This is a genomic window from Klebsiella sp. Sb-30, from assembly GCF_057652795.1.
Map to the genome: position 1 here is coordinate 3844224 of NZ_CM172749.1, position 19901 is coordinate 3864124.

The window sequence follows — 19901 nt, forward strand, 5'->3', positions numbered from 1 at the left end:
TCCCGTCGGCTTTCGCCCTGGCTAGCGCCTCGGGGTATACGGAAGGATGTTGAGTCTGAAGCGCACTTTGTTATTGCGCGCGGCTCAACGGCTGCCAGAGCTGGATGAGCCCAGCCGTCAGCCCACCACGCCAGCAAAGCGCATCGTGCCCGCCGTCAACCTGACGCCAGAAAATCGTCTGCTGTGTCTGCTGTAGTTGTGATAAAAGCGCCTGATTGGCGCGAAAAATAAGCGGCTCACGCTCTCCGGCTTCCAGCCAGATTCGCAGGCCGTGGGGGCGGAGCACGCCCTGGCTCAGGCGTTCGATCAGCAGGCCGGTTTGCGCGCCGCCGCGATGCGGCCACCAGTAGGAGCCAGACTGACTCAGCACGCAGCCAAAGCGCTGCGGCCAGTACAGCGCGGCAAACATCGCCGCCAGGCCGCCAAAGCTCTGACCGGCGACCACGGTGCGATCGGCGCGGTCGCTAAAAGGCGCGATTTGGTGTACCCGAGGCAGTAGCTCTTCCTGCACCGCCAGCCAGAAATCGGCGTGACAGGGCAGTTCCCGACTCCGGTGTTCGTTGTCGATAACATCAATCAGCAGATAGACCGCAGGCGGCAGTTTTGCCTCGCGCGTCAGCCCGGCCAGTGCGGACCAAACCGGCATACTCTCGGCCCAGAACTGGCCATCAAGCAGTACCGCCAGCGGACGCTCTGCGGCAACGGCCTCACCGGTGGTGTAAACCCATATCCGCCGCGTGTTACCCAGCCGGGCGCTGTGCCATTCAATGCACACTGGCGGTTGATAAGGTGTATTCCGCAGCGACCAGCCGGGTTGTTCCGGCGCCAGCGGCAGCTCTAGCGCCGAAACCGCGTGGCCGCGTCCGCCTTTCCAGCTTTGCGGGTTTAACGGATCGGCTATCGCCCGCGGCAGCAGTCTGCGCCAGCCTTCCCGCAGCAGCGTACGGTCCGGGCTACCGCCGTTGAAAATCTCAGGGGCAAAATCGTCATCGCGATCGGAGGGAATAAAGCAGTAGCTGCCGCGCCAGGCGGGCGACAGCGTGGTTTGCCATTGCCAGGCATCGGTACCGGGCACGCGCTTCAGGGTTTGCGGCACGGCATTTTGATGATGGTCGGTGACGCCGGTGATGTAAATCCACACCCGCTTCGTCAACGAGGTCTCTTCGCTGCCCGCCGGATCTCGCCACCAGAAGGTCACCCGATAGCCATCGCCAACGGCCTCAGCCTGCGGACCGGAGATCCCCTGCCACCAGTCATCACTTCCTGTCATTAACATTCCGTCATTAACCCTATGTTTACCGTGATTTTTCTCAATAAACGTAATTTTTATTGATAATATTATTGATAACTATTTGCATTTGCAATAGCGTATTACCGCGCTTTGGGAAGAGTCACTTCTAATTACACATGTCAGAAAGGGCCATTTGGTCAGCGATGGAATGCCTTCGCCCTCTACTGACCACATTTCTGCCGCCTCCCCTCCCGGTGGGAAGGGGTTTCAGGGGCATGCGGCAACGGAAAGCAGGACGTAAAATGAATAACAAGATCAAATCTTTGACCTTGCTGGTCAATCTGGGAATTTATGGGGTCGCCTTCCCGCTGTGTGCGGAAGAGACCCTCGACAGTAAAAAAACGGCTACCGAAGAGACGATGGTGGTTACTGCCGCCGAACAAAACCTGCAGGCGCCGGGCGTATCGACGATCACCGCCGAGGAAATTCGTAAACGTCCTCCCGCTCGCGATGTCTCCGAAATTATCCGCACCATGCCGGGCGTTAACCTGACCGGCAACTCCACCAGCGGCCAGCGCGGTAACAACCGCCAGATTGATATCCGCGGCATGGGCCCGGAAAATACCCTGATCCTGATTGATGGCAAACCGGTCACCAGCCGTAACTCCATCCGCCTGGGCTGGCGCGGCGAGCGCGATACCCGCGGCGATACCAACTGGGTCCCACCGGAGCTGATTGAGCGCATTGAAGTCATTCGTGGACCGGCGGCGGTACGCTACGGCAACGGCGCCGCGGGCGGCGTGGTCAATATCATCACCAAAAAAGGTGATAACGAGTGGCACGGTTCATGGAACACCTACATGAACGCCCCGGAGCACAAAGATGAAGGCTCCACCAAACGCACCAACTTCAGCCTGAACGGCCCGCTGGGCGGCGACTTCAGTTTCCGCCTGTTAGGCAACCTCGATAAAACCCAGGCCGATGCCTGGGATATCAACCAGGGTCATCAGTCAGAACGTACCGGTATTTACGCCGATACGCTACCGGCCGGCCGTGAAGGGGTGGAGAACAAAAATATCAACGGCGTCGTACGCTGGGATTTTGCACCGATGAACTCGCTGGAGTTTGAGGCGGGCTACAGCCGCCAGGGCAACCTGTACGCCGGGGATACGCAGAACACCAACACCAACGATCTGGTGAAAAAAAATTACGGCAAAGAGACCAACCGTCTCTATCGCCAGACCTACTCGGTGACCTGGAACGGCGGCTGGGATAACGGCATCACCACCAGCAACTGGGCGCAGTACGAGCACACCCGCAACTCGCGTAAAGGCGAAGGCCTGGCCGGGGGCACGGAAGGGATTTTCAGCAGCGATCAATTCTCTGATATCGACCTGTCCGACGTGATGCTGCACAGTGAAGTCAGCGTTCCGTTCGACCTGTGGGTCAATCAGAACCTGACGCTGGGTACCGAATGGAACCAGCAGCGGATGAAGGATCTGGCCTCCAACACCCAGACCTTTATGGGCGGCGACATTCCGGGTTTTACAAGCACCGGCCGCAGCCCGTATTCTCAGGCGGAGATCTTCTCGCTGTTTGCTGAAGACAACATCGAGCTGACCGACTCCACCATGCTGACCCCGGCGCTGCGCTTTGACCACCACAGCATTGTGGGGAACAACTGGAGCCCGTCGCTTAACCTGTCTCAGGGGCTCGGGGATGACTTCACCCTGAAGATGGGCATCGGCCGCGCCTATAAAGCGCCGAGCCTGTACCAGACCAACCCGAACTACATTCTGTACAGTAAAGGCCAGGGCTGTTATGCCAGCGCAACCGGCACCGGTTGCTATATGATGGGTAACGAAGACCTGAAAGCGGAAACCAGTATCAACAAAGAGATCGGCCTTGAGTTTAAACGCGACGGCTGGCTGGCCGGAGTGACCTGGTTCCGTAACGACTACCGCAACAAGATTGAAGCTGGCTATGCACCGATCTCCCAGACCGGTACGAGTAAAGTGAAAACCGATATTTATCAGTGGGAAAACGTACCGAAAGCGGTAGTAGAAGGCCTGGAAGGAACATTGAACGTCCCGGTTAGCGAAACCGTTAACTGGACCAACAATATCACCTACATGCTGCAGAGTAAGAACAAAGAGACCGGCGACCGTCTGTCGATTATTCCGGAATATACGCTGAACTCAACGCTGAGCTGGCAGATATACCAGGATGTTTCGGTGCAGTCGACCTTCACCTGGTACGGCAAGCAGGAACCGAAGAAGTATAACTACAAAGGTCAGCCGGTCACCGGCAGCGAGAAGAACGAGGTGAGCCCGTACAGCATCCTCGGTCTGAGCGCGACCTGGGACGTCACCAAATACGTCAGTCTGACCGGCGGCGTGGATAACGTCTTCGACAAGCGCCACTGGCGCGCGGGTAATGCCCAGACCACCGGCGGCGATACCGGTTATATGTACGGCGCGGGCGCCGAAACCTATAACGAATCGGGCCGGACCTGGTACATGAGCGTCAACACGCAGTTCTGATTACGCGCCTGAAGACCAGGCCGTTCTCCCCCCGGAGGGCGGCCTGGCTTTTTGGCCTCCTGACGGGGCAACCGCCAGGCTATCCCCTCACCTGCATCCTGACGTAGGATGACACTATGCAAACGACACACTCCACTTTTCTTTTTGCCGGACATCGGCTGCATCAGATTGATTTCGACCCGGCCACCTTTGCGCCTCACGATATCCTGTGGCTCTCCCACCACCCGCAGATCGAACATTGCGGCCGGAAACGGCAGATGGAACATCTTGCCGGGCGTATCGCGGCGGCCTGCGCCCTGAAAGCAGTGGGCGTGAAAGGCGTTCCCGGAACAGGTGACCAGCGGCAGCCGCTGTGGCCTGCCCCGTGGTCTGGCAGCATCAGCCACTGCGACACCCGCGCGCTGGCCGTCGTCGCCGCCCGACCGGTTGGTATCGACATCGAAAACGTGCTCACCCTCGCGCTGGCGGAGGAGCTGGAAAGCAGTATTATCAGCCCGGCGGAACGCGGGGTGCTGAAGGCGAGCGGACTGCCCTTCGAACTGGCTCTGACCCTGGCTTTTTCGGCCAAAGAGAGTGGGTTTAAGGCCCTGCCTCTCGCGCAGCAGGCAGGAACAGGGTTTATGCACTTTCGGATAACTGACATTCAGGGCGAGGTCATCACTTTGTGGACTGCGCGGCAGGTGTTCCAGGTGCATTGGATGGTGGATGAGCCCTACGTCATCACGCTTTGCCAAACGCAACACCGGTAATAAAGGAAGAACCCGCGCGGTCAGGGCCGCACGGGGGAAACGTCATGCTGACTCAACACATCGTTTTGGCGAGGGCGATAATAGCCTGGGCATCAAAACCGTGGTGCTGACGCATCCAGCCACGATCCGCCGCCGCCGCATATTCGCCATCTGGAATACCCAGCCGTTTCAGCGGAATACCGATACCTGCCTCCGCCATAACCTCTGCTACCAGGCTTCCCAGACCACCGTTCACATTATGCTCTTCAACCGTAATCACCGCGTTGCATCCCTTCAGCACGGCCAGTAACGCTGAGGTGTCACAAGGGCGAATCGAAGGTACGCTAACCACCTGCGCCTGAATCCCTGACTCTGCCAGCGTTTGGGCGGCCTCGACAATTTCATGCACCGTCGAACCGGTAGCGACCAGCGCCAGATCGTGGCCTTCACGCAACGTGTTTACGGCGCCGGGAGCAAAACGATAGTTTTCAGCATACAGCTCCGGCAGCGCTTTACCGTCGAGACGGATGTAAACCGGCCCCTGATGATGAAGGGCGTAGTCGATTATCTGCCGACATTCCCGTGGCGATGATGGCGCGTAAATCTCAATGTTGCCGAATCCACGCATCACCGCAAGGTCATCAATAGCGTGGTGCGTACTCGCCAACGGGCCATAGCTGGCTCCCGCATTCAGACCAAATAATTTGACGTTGGTGTTGTTGTAACAGACATCGACTTTGATCTGTTCATTGGCGCGGGAAATCAAAAATGGCGCGGCATTGCAGGTCACCGCCACTTTCCCCCCCAGCGCCAGACCGGCCGCCATACCGACCATGCTTTGCTCGGCAATACCGACGTTAACCAGCCGGTCAGGGAAATGTTTAATAAATGGCGCGATTTTTGCGGTTGATGTTGAGTCGGCGACAACAGGCACCAGATCAACTCCATTTTCTACGGCATCGATAAACGCCTGAACCATCACGTTTGCCAGGTGTTCTGCATTACTCATCTTTCAGTTCCTCCAGTGCCAGCGCAATCTCCTCACCTTTCGGCACCCGGTGGTGCCATTCCGGACGCCCCTGGATAAAGGAGATGCCGGCGCCTTTCGTGGTATTCGCAATAACGACGTTGGGTTTCCCTTCCTGCTTTAATCCTTCAAGCGTCGCGACAACCGAGGCCATATTATTGCCCTGACATTCGGTCACGGTCATACCAAAGGCCTGCCATTTTTCGGCAAGCGGATCGGTATTCATAATTTCGCGGGTTGGTCCGGCCAGCTGCAGGTTGTTTTTGTCATTAATAATGATCAGATTATCAAGACCGTAATGTGCGGCGGCCAGCGCGGCCTCCCAGTTACTCCCCTCAGCCAGTTCACCATCGCCGGTGATGAGGAAGACGCGGCGGGCGCTGTGGCTCTTTTTCGCTGCCAACGCCAGTCCTACCGCCACGGGCAAACCGTGCCCTAAAGCCCCGGTATTCAGCTCGATGCCCGGCGTCTTCTGGCGAACCGGATGACCGGGAAGGTGGGAGTTGGCATGCTGATAGGTGCTCAGCCAGTCGACCGGGAAGAATCCCGCCTCGGCCAGCACGCAGTAGTAGCAGCCCACCGCATGACCTTTCGACTGGATATAGATGTCACGCCCTTCATCGGCAATGCGGTCCGCTGCAACGTTCAAAATACGAAAGTACAGCGCGGTTAAGAGCTCCACCTGCGACAGGTCGGCGCCGGTATGACCGCCGGCAGGGCTGTTGGCGTTCAATCTGATAATGTGGCGGCGTACCGCACGAGCCTGACGCTCAAGTGCCTGAACATCGTAGTTATAGGGATTCATTTAATACCTCTGAATTTAATTTCAACTTGGAATATTTATTCCGTAAGGGACTAAAAAAACCAGATATCCCCTGGCAGCGCATCACAGCGCTTTCGCCGCTGCACCAGACTCAGGAACATTCTGCCTCCTCACCATCAGGCATACCTGCGCCTGGATAATTTTTCAGTTGACCTGAAATCATCATGAATATATATTCACATATGATTCTTTATTCAATTATGCAACCGCTGTTCTGTTTTTGTCCATAGCTGTTTTAGAGGATTGATAAAAGTTAGAGTCTCATCACACTTAAATGTCTTTTTTTTTCGCGTATGATTACAGGCTCTAACATAATGGCTGCACGTTAATGATTTTCGGGGATATATATGGCTAAGCAGGATGAACAACGGCTATTAGTTAAGATTGCCACTCTTTACTACCTTGAAGGACGCAAGCAGTCCGACATTGCTCAACTTCTCTCGCTTTCTCAGTCATTTGTCTCCCGCGCCATCACCCGCTGCCAGAAAGAAGGGGTGGTCAAAATTAGCGTCGTGCAGCCCTCGAATATTTTCCTGAATCTCGAAAAAGGCATTGAGGATCGCTACGGCATAAAGCAGGCCATCGTGGTGGACACCGAAGAGGATGCCAGCGACCATACCCTTAAACGAGCCATCGGTTCGGCCGCGGCCCACTATCTTGAAACGCGGCTACGGCCAAAAGATCTGATTGGCGTCTCCTCCTGGAGCTCGACCATTCGGGCTATGGTTGACGAGGTTCACGCGCAGAACCTGAAAGCCAGCGGCGTGATTCAACTGCTGGGCGGAGTGGGTCCTAACGGCAATGTGCAGGCAACGATCCTCACTCAGACTCTGGCGCAACGGCTAAACTGTGAAGCCTGGCTGCTGCCTTCGCAAAGTATTGAAGGCTCGGTGGAAGAGAAAAACCGGCTGATTGCCAGCCAGGATGTAGCCGATGTGATTTCACGTTTTGATGAAGTCGATATCGCTATCGTCGGGATTGGTATTCTCGAACCTTCGCAGCTGCTCAAAACATCAGGCAACTATTACCACGAAGATATGCTGCAGGTGCTGGCGGAGCGCGGCGCCGTCGGGGATATTTGTCTGCACTATTACGATAAAAACGGGCAGGCGGTGTTACGTGATGATGAAGATCCTGTTATCGGCATGGCGCTGGAGAAAGTCAAAAAATGCCCCAATGTCGTCGCGCTGGCCGGCGGTAGCGATAAAGTCGCCGCCATCAAGGGCGCCCTCTCCGGCGGTTATATTGACGTTTTAATCACCGATTATCCGACCGCCAGGCTGCTCGTCACCGCCTGATCCGCCGCTAAAACATCTTTTCTCATGCCTTTGCGCCCTCCTGGAAGACGCAAAGGCACATCAAATAAATGCTTATATTTCAATTTAATAAATAGTTTAAGCGCGATACCCACTCAGCATCCCCTGCACATTTCACGATCCAGATAAGTGTGATTGCCAGCACAATTGATAACTTTCCCTCTGGCCCCAGAGAAACTTTCTGGCTAAGGTATTAAATAAATAATCACTATCGAATATATATTCAGTGATTAAAAAAGTGATAACGAAATGTCACATCATGGCCTGCTAAGCAGCAATGCGATAACGAGGAATGCTCGCCCTTCCCTTCGCGCCAGGACGACGTGTGACTCAGGAGACTATCTAATGCTGGCAACACAGAAAGAGTTCATCATTGCGCTCGATGAAGGTACCACCAACGCCAAAGCGGTGGTACTTGACGGCCGTGGCAACGTTATTGTGAAGTTTTCTCAACCGTTAGCTATCCAGACACCGCGCGATGGCTGGGTAGAACAATCCGGAGAGGCGTTAGTCGAGGCCTCGCTGGCGGTAATAGCCAATGCTATCGACCACGTTGGCGCAGAAAACGTGGCGGCATTAGCCATCAGCAACCAACGTGAAACCGCCATCGGCTGGTACCGCCAGAGCGGCAAACCGATTAACGCCGCCATCACCTGGCAATGTACCCGCAGCGCGGGGTTCTGTGAAGCGCTGCGCCGCGATCGCAAAGAATCCCGGATTAAATCCACCACCGGACTGCCGATTGCCCCGCTGTTTTCCGCCTCAAAAATGCGCTGGCTGCTGGAGTCGCTGCCGGAAGGCCGGGAGATGGCTGAACGCGGTGAGATTTGCCTCGGTACCATCGATAGCTGGCTGCTGTGGAACCTGACGCAAGGCGCAGCATTCAGCTGCGACTACTCCAACGCCGCGCGGACACAGTTACTCAATTTACATACCGGTCAATGGGATGACGAAATGCTGGCGCTGTTCCAGATCCCTCGCGCCGCGCTGCCTGAGATTAAACCCTCCAGCGGGTTATTCGGTTATACCCGAGGGCTGGCCGCCATTCCTGACGGCATCCCGGTGATGGCGATGGTCGGCGATTCACATGCCGCGCTGTTTGGTCACGCGCTCGGTGAACTGGGCTGCGTTAAGGCCACTTATGGCACGGGATCGTCGGTCATGGCGCCGGTGAAGTCAGCTCAATGCGATATTGCCGCACTGGCCACCACCATCGCCTGGCACGATGGCGACAGCATCATTTATGGTCTGGAAGGCAATATCCCCCATACCGGCGATGCGGTGGCCTGGATGGCCGATAGCACGGGATTAAGCGAGCTCTCCGCGCACGAACTGGCCCACGAGCTCAATACCCTGCCGGCCTCCGTCGATTCCACGCTGGGCGTCTATTTTGTCCCCGCGCTAACCGGTCTTGGCGCCCCCTGGTGGGACGACAGCGCGCGCGGGGTTATCTGCGGACTCAGCCGCGGCGTCAAGCGCGCCCACCTGATTCGCGCCGCGCTGGAATCCATCACTTACCAGATTGCTGATGTGGTGCTTACCATGCGCCAGCATGACGACTTTCACCTGGCGGCGCTGATGGTCGATGGCGGGCCGACAAAAAATGACTGGCTGATGCAATACCAGGCCGATCTGCTGGGTTGCCCGGTGATGCGCAGCGATGTCCCTGAACTGTCGGCGATTGGCGCGGCCCTGCTGGCCCGCAAAGCGATTCATCCCGGTACGCTGACTGATTTAAGCGCGTTCTTAACCGAACACAGCGAATTTCGCCCCGATATGGCGCGCCATCTGCGTTTACAGAAAAGATGGCAGGAATGGCGCCATGCGGTGGACAGAACATTATGGAAACCGGCCCCGTCCGCCTGACGCCCCACCAGGGATCCTGCTGCGCGACGAACCTGAATCATCAACATAAGGAGAGCCCCGGACCATACAACTGATTTTCAGGCCTTGCGTTGTTTCACCGTACCCGACAATAACAACATAGAGAGAACATTGTCATGAAATTACGTTTAACGCTGTTAACTGCTGCAACCCTGACCGCTTTTTCATTTTCTGCTCAGGCGGTAGAAAAAGGCACCATTATGATTATGGTCAACTCGCTGGATAATCCGTATTACGCCTCGGAAGCCAAAGGCGCCAGTGAAAAAGCCAAACAGCTGGGATATAAAACGACGGTTCTGTCACATGGCGAAGATGTCAAAAAACAGAACGAACTTATTGATACCGCTATTGGTAAAAAAGTTCAGGGTATTATTCTCGATAACGCCGACTCAACCGCCAGCGTCGCCGCCATTGAAAAAGCCAAAAAAGCAGGCATTCCCGTGGTATTAATCAACAGGGAAATTCCTGTCGATGATGTGGCGCTTGAGCAAATCACGCACAATAACTTCCAGGCGGGTTCGGAAGTCGCCAACGTATTTGTTGAGAAAATGGCGGAGAAAGGAAAATACGCCGAGCTCACCTGTAATCTTGCCGATAATAACTGCGTGACCCGCTCCAAATCTTTCCATCAGGTTATCGACCAGTATCCTGACATGGTCAGCGTCGCCAGACAGGATGCCAAAGGAACGTTAATCGACGGCAAACGCATTATGGACAGCATCCTGCAGGCTCATCCGGACGTTAAAGGGGTGATTTGCGGTAACGGCCCCGTCGCTCTGGGCGCTATCGCCGCGCTAAAAGCCGCGAACCGTACGGACGTCGTGGTTGTCGGCATCGACGGCAGCAATGACGAGCGTGATGCGGTTAAAGCGGGAACCCTGCAGGCCACCGTGATGCTGCAGGCCCAGTCCATCGCCGCTCAAGGGGTCACCGACCTCGATAACTTCCTGCAAAAAGGGGTGAAACCGGCGAAACAGCGCGTCATGTTCCGCGGCATCCTGATCACTAAAGATAACGCAGACAAAGTTCAGGACTTCAATATCAAGTCCTGAGTTCGGGTTGTTGCGCCCCTTGCGGGGCGCACAGGAGAGTCTCATGTATAAAAAAACCTGGCTGGCATTGGCCATCGTAGCACTGGGAGGTTGCCGCATTGTCTCTCAGCAAGAGCTGGCCGATCTTAAATCCCCGCCCAATCCGCACATGGCGCATATCGATCGGACGTGGCAGGAGAAAATTGTACCGCAGGTAGTCGCACAGGCTCGCCCCGCGGAAGCGTTAATGACCGCGCTACATGCGGCCAAAGATTTCGACAGCGCTTGTAAAACATTGGGTTATCGCGCTCAGGAAGAAAATCCGTGCATTTTCTTCGTCAAGGTTGAAGGTAAGGTCATCAAGCTTGACGCCACGTCACGCAGCGGAAAAATGACCGTTCAGGATCAAAATGGCCGCGCTATCGTCGTGCAAACGGGTCCGACGCTGCGTGGGACCCAGCTGCGCGATGGCTACAGCGGTGCCAGCTATGCCGACTTTAACGATCAGGTCCTGTTTGGCGAATATGGCCGGGCCATTAATGAACAGGCCGTAAAAATGATTAACGGCGCACAGCTAAAATCCGGCGAAACGGTTGAGGTCTATGGCGTATTTTCCGCCTGGGATATACCGCAAACATTCCCTGATATTACACCAGCGAAAATTGTTCACCCCGGAGGACAATAAGATGTCAGCGCAAGAAATCGTCACTCCCCAACCAGTCGAAGCTGAAGTTATTATCGAAACCCGCGGATTATCTCGCGTTTACCCAGGCGTTATCGCCTTAGATAACGTCGACTACCGGGTTTATCGAAATAAAGTCAACGTTCTGATCGGAGAAAATGGTGCGGGCAAATCCACCATGATGAAAATGCTTGCCGGTGTCGAAACGCCTTCCTCCGGACAAATTATTCTCGAGGGTTCTCCCGTTTCATTAAATTCGACTCACCAGGCTGAAAAACAGGGTATCAGCATTATTTTCCAGGAGCTGAATTTATTCCCGAATATGAATGTCATGGATAATATTTTCATGGCTAATGAGTTTTTCCAGAAAGGAAGGATCAACGAAAAATACCAATACGAACTGGCTAAATCACTGCTGGAACGACTGGAGCTTGATGTTGATCCCTACACTCCGCTCGGGGAACTGGGTATTGGCCACCAGCAGCTGGTCGAAATTGCGCGCGCCCTGTCCAAAGATACGCGCGTATTGATTATGGATGAGCCCACTTCCGCCCTCAGCCAGTCTGAAGTCAAAGTCCTGTTCAATGTTATCGGGCAGCTTAAACGGCGCGGCGTCACCATCATCTATATCTCCCATCGTCTGGAAGAACTGATGGAAATTGGCGACCACATTACCATTTTCCGCGATGGCCGTTTTATCAGCGAACGGACCGTCAGCGATGCCAGCATCCCGTGGATCATTGAACAGATGGTCGGCGATAAGAAAAAGCATTTCGACTATCAACCGGCCCCCAAAGGCGAAGCGGTGCTGGCGGTGGACGGTCTGACCGCGCTGCACCATAGCGGCGGTTACAAACTTAATGATGTCACCTTTACCTTATGTAAAGGGGAAGTCATCGGCATTTACGGCCTGCTGGGCGCCGGGCGTACCGAGCTATTTAAAGGACTGGTCGGCCTGATGCCGTGCCAGAATGGCAGCATCCATCTCAACGGTGAAAACATCGGCAGGGCCCCTTTTCAGGCCAGACTCAAAAAAGGGCTGGCGCTGGTACCGGAAGACAGACAGGGCGAAGGCGTGGTGCAGATGATGTCCATTCAATCCAATATGACGCTCTCCGATTTCAGTCTTCAGGGGTTTCGCCGCGCCTGGCAATGGCTGAATCCGCATAAAGAGCATGCCAGCGTTAAAGAGATGATTCAGCAGCTTGCCATCAAAGTGAGCGATCCCGAGCTCCCCATCACTTCTCTGAGCGGCGGCAACCAACAAAAAGTGGTGCTGGGGAAAGCGTTAATGACGCAGCCGCAGGTCGTTTTTCTGGATGAACCCACGCGCGGCATCGACGTGGGCGCCAAAACGGACGTTTATCACCTGATTGGCAAAATGGCGCAACAGGGGCTGGCCGTGATGTTCTCCTCGTCAGAGCTGGATGAAGTGATGGCTCTGGCAGATCGTATTTTGGTGATGGCCGATGGCCGTATTACCGCTGATTTACCGCGTCATGCGGTCACCCGCGAAAAATTAATCGCGGCTTCAACACCTCAAGATTAATCAGGCTGGAACCCATCATGAACCAGAAATATATGATCTATATGTACCTGCTGAAGGCCAGAACGTTTATCGCTCTGCTGCTGGTTGTTGCGTTTTTCAGCGTGATGGTACCGAATTTCCTGACGACGTCGAATCTGCTGATCATGACCCAGCATGTGGCCATTACCGGCCTGCTGGCTATCGGGATGACGCTGGTCATTCTGACCGGGGGAATCGACCTTTCAGTCGGCGCCGTGGCCGGGATTTGCGGCATGGTGGCCGGCGCCCTGCTGACCAACGGGCTGCCGCTATGGAACGGTAGCGTCATCTTCTTCAACGTACCGGAAGTCATCTTGTGCGTGGCTATCTTTGGCGTGTTGGTGGGGCTGGTTAACGGCGCCGTGATCACCCGCTTTGGCGTGGCGCCCTTTATTTGTACCCTGGGAATGATGTACGTCGCCCGCGGTTCTGCCCTGCTGTTTAACGACGGTAGCACTTACCCCAATCTCAACGGCATGGAAGCGCTGGGCAATACCGGTTTCTCCACTCTCGGCTCCGGTACCGTCCTGGGAATTTATCTGCCGATCTGGTTGATGATCGCTTTTCTGCTGCTGGGCTACTGGCTGACCACGAAAACCCCGCTGGGCCGCTATATCTACGCCATTGGAGGCAATGAGTCCGCGGCCCGTCTGGCCGGCGTCCCGATTGTTAAGGCCAAAATCTTTGTTTATGCCTTCTCCGGACTCTGCGCCGCGTTCGTCGGGCTGATTGTCGCCTCACAGCTGCAAACCGCGCACCCGATGACCGGCAACATGTTCGAAATGGATGCGATCGGTGCCACCGTTCTCGGCGGGACCGCGCTGGCGGGCGGTCGCGGCCGGGTGACCGGGTCGATTATTGGCGCCTTCGTGATCGTCTTCCTCGCCGACGGAATGGTGATGATGGGGGTCAGTGATTTCTGGCAGATGGTGATTAAAGGCGTGGTCATCGTCACCGCCGTCGTCGTCGATCAGTTCCAGCAGAAGCTACAGAACAAGGTCATTCTCATGCGCCGCCACGAAGAAAAGCTGGCGACGGTTCACCCCAGCGGCGCGGCATCCAGTTAATTCACGCATAGCACCGATTCTTCCGCCGGGCGTAACCGCCCGGCTTCGCTAAAGGGAAAAAAGTATGCACAGAAATTTTCACAATAAAACCATCGTCATTACCGGGGCCTGCCGTGGTATTGGCGCCGGCATCGCCGAACGCTTTGCACGCGATGGCGCCAGGCTGGTGATGGTCTCTAATGCACCGCGCGTCCATGAAACCGCAGAAACCTTACGCCAACGTTATCAGGCCGATATTCTGTCGCTGGAGATTGATGTCACCGATGAAGCCCAGGTTCAGTCCCTGTACGAACAGGCCGCAGCCCGCTTCGGCACCATTGATGTCTCTATTCAAAACGCCGGAGTGATCACCATCGATTATTTCGATCGTATGCCAAAAGCCGATTTCGAAAAAGTGCTGGCCGTGAATACAACCGGCGTCTGGCTGTGCTGTCGCGAAGCGGCCAAATATATGGTTAAACAGAACTACGGCAGTTTAATCAATACCTCGTCCGGTCAGGGGCGCCAGGGCTTTATCTACACCCCGCATTACGCCGCCAGCAAAATGGGCGTTATCGGCATTACGCAAAGCCTGGCTCATGAGCTGGCACCGTGGAACATCACCGTCAACGCCTTCTGCCCCGGAATTATCGAAAGTGAAATGTGGGACTACAACGACCGGGTGTGGGGCGAAATTCTCAGCAATGAACAAAAGCGCTATGGCAAAGGCGAGCTGATGGCGGAATGGGTAGAAGGTATACCGATGAAACGGGCGGGGAAACCGGAGGATGTTGCCGGACTGGTGGCCTTTCTCGCCTCTGACGATGCGCGCTATCTCACCGGGCAGACGATTAACATCGACGGCGGCTTAATCATGTCTTAATACCCGCCAGGGTTTTGACCAGAAGAGTAATCACTATGATCGCAAAAGATTTTGCTCAACAGTTGTTTAACCTGCAGGACCGCGTTGCCTTTGTCACCGGCGCGGGCAGTGGTATTGGCCAGATGATTGCTTACGGGCTCGCCAGCGCGGGCGCGCGCGTCGTCGGTTTCGATTTGCGCGAAGACGGGGGACTTGCCGAAACCGTGCGTCATATTGAAGCGATAGGCGGCGAAGCCTGCTTTTATACCGGGGATGTGCGCCAGCTAAGCGATCTTCGCGCTGGCGTCGCGCTGGCCAAAAGTCGCTTCGGCCGTCTCGATATCGCCGTCAATGCCGCCGGTATCGCCAACGCCAACCCGGCGCTGGAGATGGAGACGGAACAGTGGCAGCGGGTTATTGATATCAATCTCACCGGCGTCTGGAACTCCTGTAAAGCGGAAGCGGAACTGATGCTGGAATCCGGCGGCGGCTCGATTATTAATATTGCCTCGATGTCGGGAATTATCGTTAACCGCGGGCTAGAACAGGCGCATTATAACAGCGCCAAAGCCGGCGTGATTCATCTCTCTAAAAGCCTTGCCATGGAGTGGGTCGGCAAAGGGATTCGCGTCAACTCAATGAGCCCGGGTTACACCGCGACGCCGATGAATACCCGTCCTGAAATGGTCCATCAGACTCGCGAATTTGAAAACCAGACGCCCATTCAGCGCATGGCAAAAGTTGAAGAGATGGCGGGGCCGGCTCTGTTTCTCGCCAGCGACGCCGCCTCATTTTGTACCGGCGTTGATTTGGTCGTTGATGGCGGATTTATCTGCTGGTAAGCCGCGCATATCGCGACATTCGCTCGAAAAAAGGCGCCCACAGGGCGCCTTTTTCCTTACTCCACCGTCCGCCGCCTACATCCCGGGAAACATCACGCTGTTCCCCGGCGCTTCCCGGTGCAGATGGATAAAGTTCAGGTGACGCTCATACTGATCGAGAATATCGGTGATCACCTGCTCCTTGCTGTAGTCCATCAGGTCGTTGCCCTGGCTGCCCTCCAGCAGGAAAGTTTCCAGACGATAGTAGGTCGATTTACCGCTGCGCGCCCGGTAGGTGAAGCCCGGAATCGAATACTGCTGCGGCCAGATCTGATAGACAAAATTCTGTTCATCGCCCATATGCACCAGCAGGTCGAGATGGCCCAGATTATCCCCCTCCTCCGGCGGTAAACTTTTCAGATCCACATAGGCGCCGCGCAATTTAAGCTCCTGCGCCACCTCCTCCATCGCCGGGTAGCACACCGTCTCCATCATCTGACGCGTATAGCGGGTTCCCGGATAGTTCATCAACCGCGACAGGCGTTTCTTCCAGCTCAGTCGATCCTGCACGCCGAGCGGGCGCGGGGCGGTATCGCGACTGGCGCTCTCGCGGCGATAATCTTCGACCTTCAATGATTTATACAACCCCGCCATCACAAAGAAGATCACGAAACTAAACGGCAGCCCCATGATCACCGTGGTGTTCTGCAGCGCCGAAATCCCGTTGGTCATCAGCATTCCGATGGTCAGCAGACCGATAGCAACCGACCAGAAGATACGCAGCCAGTTCGGCGCATCGCTGTTGATATCTTTGAGTTTCGAGGTGAAGTTCCCCAGCACCAGCGCCCCTGAGTCAGCGGAAGTCACATAGAACAGCAGCCCGGTGATGGTGGCGACCGAGGCGCTGAAGGTAAAGGCCGGGTACTGGGCCAGCAGGTTATAGAAGCCGCGCTCCGGATGAGCCATCGCCTCTTCGGCAAAGGCGACATTGCCGTGAATAATTTCGTACAGCGCGCTGTTACCGAAGACCGACAGCCAGAGTAAGGTGAAGGTAAACGGAATAATCAGCGTCCCCAGCACAAACTGACGAATGGTGCGCCCACGCGAGATACGCGCCAGGAACAGCCCCACAAACGGTGACCAGGCAACCCACCAGGCCCAGAAAAACAGCGTCCAGTTGTTCATCCACTCGACCGGGCGATCGAAAGCGAAGCTGTTGAGGGTCATGCCCATAAAGCGGTTCACGTAGTCGCCAACGTTCAGCACCAGCGCGTTCATCAGAAACTCGGTATCGCCCATAAACAAGATGAACAGAATCAGCCCCAGCGCCAGCACCACGTTCAGTTCGGAGAGAATACGAATCCCTTTATCGACCCCGGAGGTCACCGAAATCGTGGCGATTATCACCGACAGGACAATCAGCGCCGCTTTCGCCCCCAGCGAATCCGGAATATCAAACAGCACGTTCAGACCATAATTAAGCTGTACGACCCCGATCCCCAGCGTCGTGGCAATCCCAAAAATGGTCCCGACCACCGCCGCAATATCCACGCTATGGCCGATGGGACCATCGATTTTTTTACCGAAAATGGGATAGAGGGCGGAGCGTATGGTGAGCGGCAAATTATAACGATAGCTAAAGTATCCTAGCGCCATACCCATCAGAGCATACATCGACCAGCCGGTCAGCCCGTAGTGGAACAAGGTCCAGACCATCGACTGACGCGCGGCCTCCATGGTCTGCCCGGCCCCTTCCGGCGGCTGCATATACTGGGTGACCGGTTCGGCGACCGAGAAGAACATCAGGTCGATACCGATACCGGCGGCAAACAGCATCGCCGCCCAGCTAAGCATGCTGAACTCCGGTTTGGAGTGCTCAGGCCCGAGCTTCACCGAACCGAAGCGCGAGCAGGCAATGCAGACCACAAACACGATATACAGCGTGGCCGCCAGCAAATAGTACCAGCCAAAAGTCGTTGAAACCCAGTTCAGGGTACGGCCAATCCAGGCCGCGGAAAAATCGCTGAAGAAGATAGTCATCAGGGAAAACAACAAAATCAGTCCGGCGGAAGTATAAAAAACCACCGGATTGATTTTGTCCTTTTCTCTGCTCGGCGAAAGGTCTGTCATCCAGTATCCTCACTGTTTTTGTAACTATTAAAATCCAAAACCGCAACAATTAAGACACATTTTATATTGAACGTCCAATCAAAAACCGCTTTAATAGATAAACAAATCTGATGAATGGAACCAAGGAAATGCCCAAACTGGGGATGCAACCGATACGCCAGCGGCAGCTTATTGACGCCACCCTCGAGGCGATAAACGCGGTGGGAATGCACGATGCCACTATCGCGCAAATTGCCCGACGGGCGGGCGTATCGACCGGCATCATTAGTCACTATTTCAAGGATAAGAACGGTCTGCTGGAAGCAACGATGCGCGACATCACCGGCCAGCTCCGGCTGGCGGTACTGAGCCGTTTGCACGCGCTGCCGGGCGCCAGCGCCGAACGGCGGCTGCGGGCCATCGTGGCGGGTAATTTCGACGACAGCCAGATAAGCAGCGCGGCGATGAAAGCCTGGCTCGCCTTCTGGGCCAGCAGCATGCATCAACCGATGCTCTACCGTCTGCAGCAGGTCTGCAGCCGACGTCTGCTGTCGAACATCGTCTATGAATTTCAGCGCGAGCTGCCGCGCCAGCAGGCGCAGGAGGCCGGTTATGGTCTCGCCGCCTTAATCGACGGACTGTGGCTACGCGCGGCGCTGAGCGGTAAACCGCTCGATAAAGCCCGCGCCGAAACGCTCGCCGACCATTTCATCAGCCAGTATCTGCCACCGACGTCTCAATAATGGAGGAAACCATGTCCCGAATGGCCGAACAGCAGCTTTATATCCACGGTGGTTACGTCCCTGCCACCAGCGGGAAAACCTTCGAGACCCTCAACCCTGCCAACGGGGAAGTACTGGCGACAGTCCAGGCCGCGGGTCGCGACGATGTCGACCGGGCGGTAAAGAGCGCCCAACAAGGGCAAAAAATCTGGGCGGCGATGAGCGCCATGGCACGTTCGCGTATCCTGCGCAAAGCGGTGGATATTCTGCGCGAGCGTAACGACGAACTGGCGCGGCTGGAGACGCTGGATACCGGTAAACCGCTGAGCGAAACCGCCCATGTCGATATCGTCACCGGCGCCGATGTGCTGGAGTATTACGCCGGACTGATCCCGGCGCTCGAAGGCAGTCAGATCCCGCTGCGCGACAGTTCATTCATCTATACCCGCCGCGAGCCGCTCGGTGTCGTGGCCGGGATCGGCGCCTGGAACTACCCGATTCAGATCGCGCTGTGGAAATCCGCTCCGGCGCTGGCCGCCGGTAACGCCATGATTTTTAAACCGAGTGAAGTCACCCCGCTCACCGCCCTGAAGCTGGCGGAAATCTACCGCGAAGCCGGCCTGCCGGACGGCGTATTTAACGTCCTGCCGGGCATCGGCGCCGAAACCGGGCAGTACCTGACCGAACATCCGGACATTGCCAAAATCTCCTTTACCGGCGGCGTCGCCAGCGGCAAAAAAGTGATGGCCAACTCCGCCGCCTCATCGCTGAAAGAGGTGACCATGGAGCTGGGGGGCAAGTCGCCGCTGATTGTCTGCGACGATGCCGATCTCGACCTCGCCGCCGATATCGCGATGATGGCCAACTTCTACAGCTCCGGCCAGGTCTGCACCAACGGTACCCGGGTGTTTATTCCGACGCGGGCTAAAGCGGCGTTCGAGGAAAAAATTCTCACCCGCGTGGCGCGGATTCGTCCCGGCGACCCGTTTGAGGAAACAACCAACTTCGGTCCGCTGGTGAGCTTCCCGCATCGCGAAAATGTCCTGCGCTATATCGCCAGCGGTAAGCAGGAAGGGGCGAGTCTGCTGTGCGGCGGCGGTGTGCTGCAAGGCGATGACTTCGCCAGCGGCGCGTGGGTCGCCCCCACGGTATTTAGCGACTGCCGCGATGATATGACCATCGTACGCGAAGAGATCTTTGGCCCGGTGATGTCGATTCTGACCTATGACGATGAGGCAGAAGTGATTCGCCGCGCCAACGCCACCGAATACGGCCTTGCCGCCGGCGTGGTGACGGCGAATTTAAACCGCGCCCACCGCATCATTCATCAGCTTGAGGCCGGGATCTGCTGGATCAACAGCTGGGGAGAGTCCCCGGCGGAGATGCCGGTCGGCGGCTATAAGCACTCCGGTATCGGCCGCGAAAACGGCGTGATGACGCTCCAGAGCTACACCCAGGTGAAATCCATCCAGGTTGAGATGGGTCAGTTTCAATCCATATTTTAACCAG

At 56.0% G+C, this 19901-nt stretch carries 17 protein-coding genes; 12 read left to right on the forward strand and 5 right to left on the reverse strand.

What is annotated here, in order from left to right; genetic code table 11:
- Positions 1 to 70: 70 nt before the first annotated feature.
- Positions 71 to 1315, reverse strand: coding sequence for an enterochelin esterase (fes, locus tag AC236I_RS17990; protein ID WP_224050163.1), 1245 nt, complete (start codon positions 1313 to 1315; stop codon positions 71 to 73).
- Positions 1316 to 1533: 218 nt separating this feature from the next.
- On the opposite strand from fes, the gene AC236I_RS17995 reads away from it, so the two are divergent.
- Both AC236I_RS17995 and entD read left to right on the forward strand, forming a co-directional pair.
- The gene (locus tag AC236I_RS17995) at positions 1534 to 3774 is read left to right on the forward strand and encodes a TonB-dependent siderophore receptor (RefSeq protein WP_015584930.1); all 2241 of its coding nucleotides are present in this window, start codon (positions 1534 to 1536) and stop codon (positions 3772 to 3774) included.
- Between the two features lie 116 nt (positions 3775 to 3890).
- The gene (gene entD / locus AC236I_RS18000; RefSeq protein WP_032716852.1) at positions 3891 to 4523 is read left to right on the forward strand and encodes an enterobactin synthase subunit EntD; all 633 of its coding nucleotides are present in this window, start codon (positions 3891 to 3893) and stop codon (positions 4521 to 4523) included.
- Between the two features lie 52 nt (positions 4524 to 4575).
- Here the strand turns inward: entD and AC236I_RS18005 are convergent, their stop codons facing one another.
- On the reverse strand, positions 4576 to 5511 hold the full coding sequence (locus tag AC236I_RS18005) for a transketolase family protein (protein WP_487608568.1): 936 nt from the start codon (positions 5509 to 5511) through the stop codon (positions 4576 to 4578).
- Positions 5504 to 6334, reverse strand: a complete 831-nt coding sequence (locus AC236I_RS18010) for a transketolase (RefSeq protein WP_004859323.1) — start codon at positions 6332 to 6334, stop codon at positions 5504 to 5506. Before AC236I_RS18010 ends, AC236I_RS18005 begins: the two co-directional genes overlap by 8 nt.
- A gap of 365 nt (positions 6335 to 6699) precedes the next feature.
- Here AC236I_RS18010 and AC236I_RS18015 point away from each other — a divergent pair, with 365 nt between their 5' ends.
- The gene (locus AC236I_RS18015; protein ID WP_004859320.1) at positions 6700 to 7650 is read left to right on the forward strand and encodes a sugar-binding transcriptional regulator; all 951 of its coding nucleotides are present in this window, start codon (positions 6700 to 6702) and stop codon (positions 7648 to 7650) included.
- Here the strand turns inward: AC236I_RS18015 and AC236I_RS18020 are convergent.
- Positions 7617 to 7763, reverse strand: a complete 147-nt coding sequence (locus AC236I_RS18020) for a hypothetical protein (RefSeq protein ID WP_157721037.1) — start codon at positions 7761 to 7763, stop codon at positions 7617 to 7619. The two genes, AC236I_RS18015 and AC236I_RS18020, sit on opposite strands and share 34 nt — an antisense overlap.
- A gap of 250 nt (positions 7764 to 8013) precedes the next feature.
- On the opposite strand from AC236I_RS18020, the gene AC236I_RS18025 reads away from it, so the two are divergent.
- From AC236I_RS18025 to AC236I_RS18055, 7 genes are all read left to right on the forward strand, one after another.
- Positions 8014 to 9534, forward strand: a complete 1521-nt coding sequence (locus AC236I_RS18025) for an FGGY family carbohydrate kinase (RefSeq protein ID WP_032716850.1) — start codon at positions 8014 to 8016, stop codon at positions 9532 to 9534.
- A gap of 134 nt (positions 9535 to 9668) precedes the next feature.
- A complete protein-coding gene (locus AC236I_RS18030) occupies positions 9669 to 10604 on the forward strand; it encodes a D-ribose ABC transporter substrate-binding protein (RefSeq protein ID WP_004859313.1) in 936 nt (311 codons plus the stop codon).
- Between the two features lie 43 nt (positions 10605 to 10647).
- The gene (locus AC236I_RS18035; RefSeq protein ID WP_004859311.1) at positions 10648 to 11268 is read left to right on the forward strand and encodes a DUF2291 family protein; all 621 of its coding nucleotides are present in this window, start codon (positions 10648 to 10650) and stop codon (positions 11266 to 11268) included.
- A 1-nt stretch (position 11269) separates the two neighbouring features.
- Entirely contained in the window at positions 11270 to 12814 is a 1545-nt protein-coding gene (locus tag AC236I_RS18040) for a sugar ABC transporter ATP-binding protein (protein ID WP_004859306.1), read from the forward strand.
- Between the two features lie 17 nt (positions 12815 to 12831).
- Positions 12832 to 13899 carry an ABC transporter permease gene (locus tag AC236I_RS18045; protein WP_015584935.1) on the forward strand — a complete coding sequence of 356 codons (1068 nt, stop codon included), beginning with the start codon at positions 12832 to 12834 and terminating at the stop codon, positions 13897 to 13899.
- A gap of 64 nt (positions 13900 to 13963) precedes the next feature.
- Positions 13964 to 14761, forward strand: a complete 798-nt coding sequence (locus AC236I_RS18050; protein ID WP_004859298.1) for an SDR family oxidoreductase — start codon at positions 13964 to 13966, stop codon at positions 14759 to 14761.
- A 35-nt stretch (positions 14762 to 14796) separates the two neighbouring features.
- Positions 14797 to 15582: an SDR family oxidoreductase gene (locus AC236I_RS18055; protein ID WP_004859296.1), complete on the forward strand. Its 786-nt coding sequence runs from the start codon at positions 14797 to 14799 to the stop codon at positions 15580 to 15582.
- Between the two features lie 75 nt (positions 15583 to 15657).
- On the opposite strand, the gene AC236I_RS18060 is transcribed toward AC236I_RS18055, so the two are convergent.
- Positions 15658 to 17691 (reverse strand): choline transporter, encoded by a 2034-nt coding sequence (locus AC236I_RS18060; RefSeq protein ID WP_004859293.1) that lies wholly within the window; start codon positions 17689 to 17691, stop codon positions 15658 to 15660.
- Positions 17692 to 17819: 128 nt separating this feature from the next.
- Here AC236I_RS18060 and betI point away from each other — a divergent pair, with 128 nt between their 5' ends.
- Both betI and betB read left to right on the forward strand, forming a co-directional pair.
- A complete protein-coding gene (gene betI / locus AC236I_RS18065) occupies positions 17820 to 18413 on the forward strand; it encodes a transcriptional regulator BetI (protein ID WP_004859289.1) in 594 nt (197 codons plus the stop codon).
- An 11-nt stretch (positions 18414 to 18424) separates the two neighbouring features.
- On the forward strand, positions 18425 to 19897 hold the full coding sequence (gene betB, locus AC236I_RS18070; RefSeq protein ID WP_099842910.1) for a betaine-aldehyde dehydrogenase: 1473 nt from the start codon (positions 18425 to 18427) through the stop codon (positions 19895 to 19897).
- The last annotated feature ends 4 nt before the right edge of the window (positions 19898 to 19901 follow it).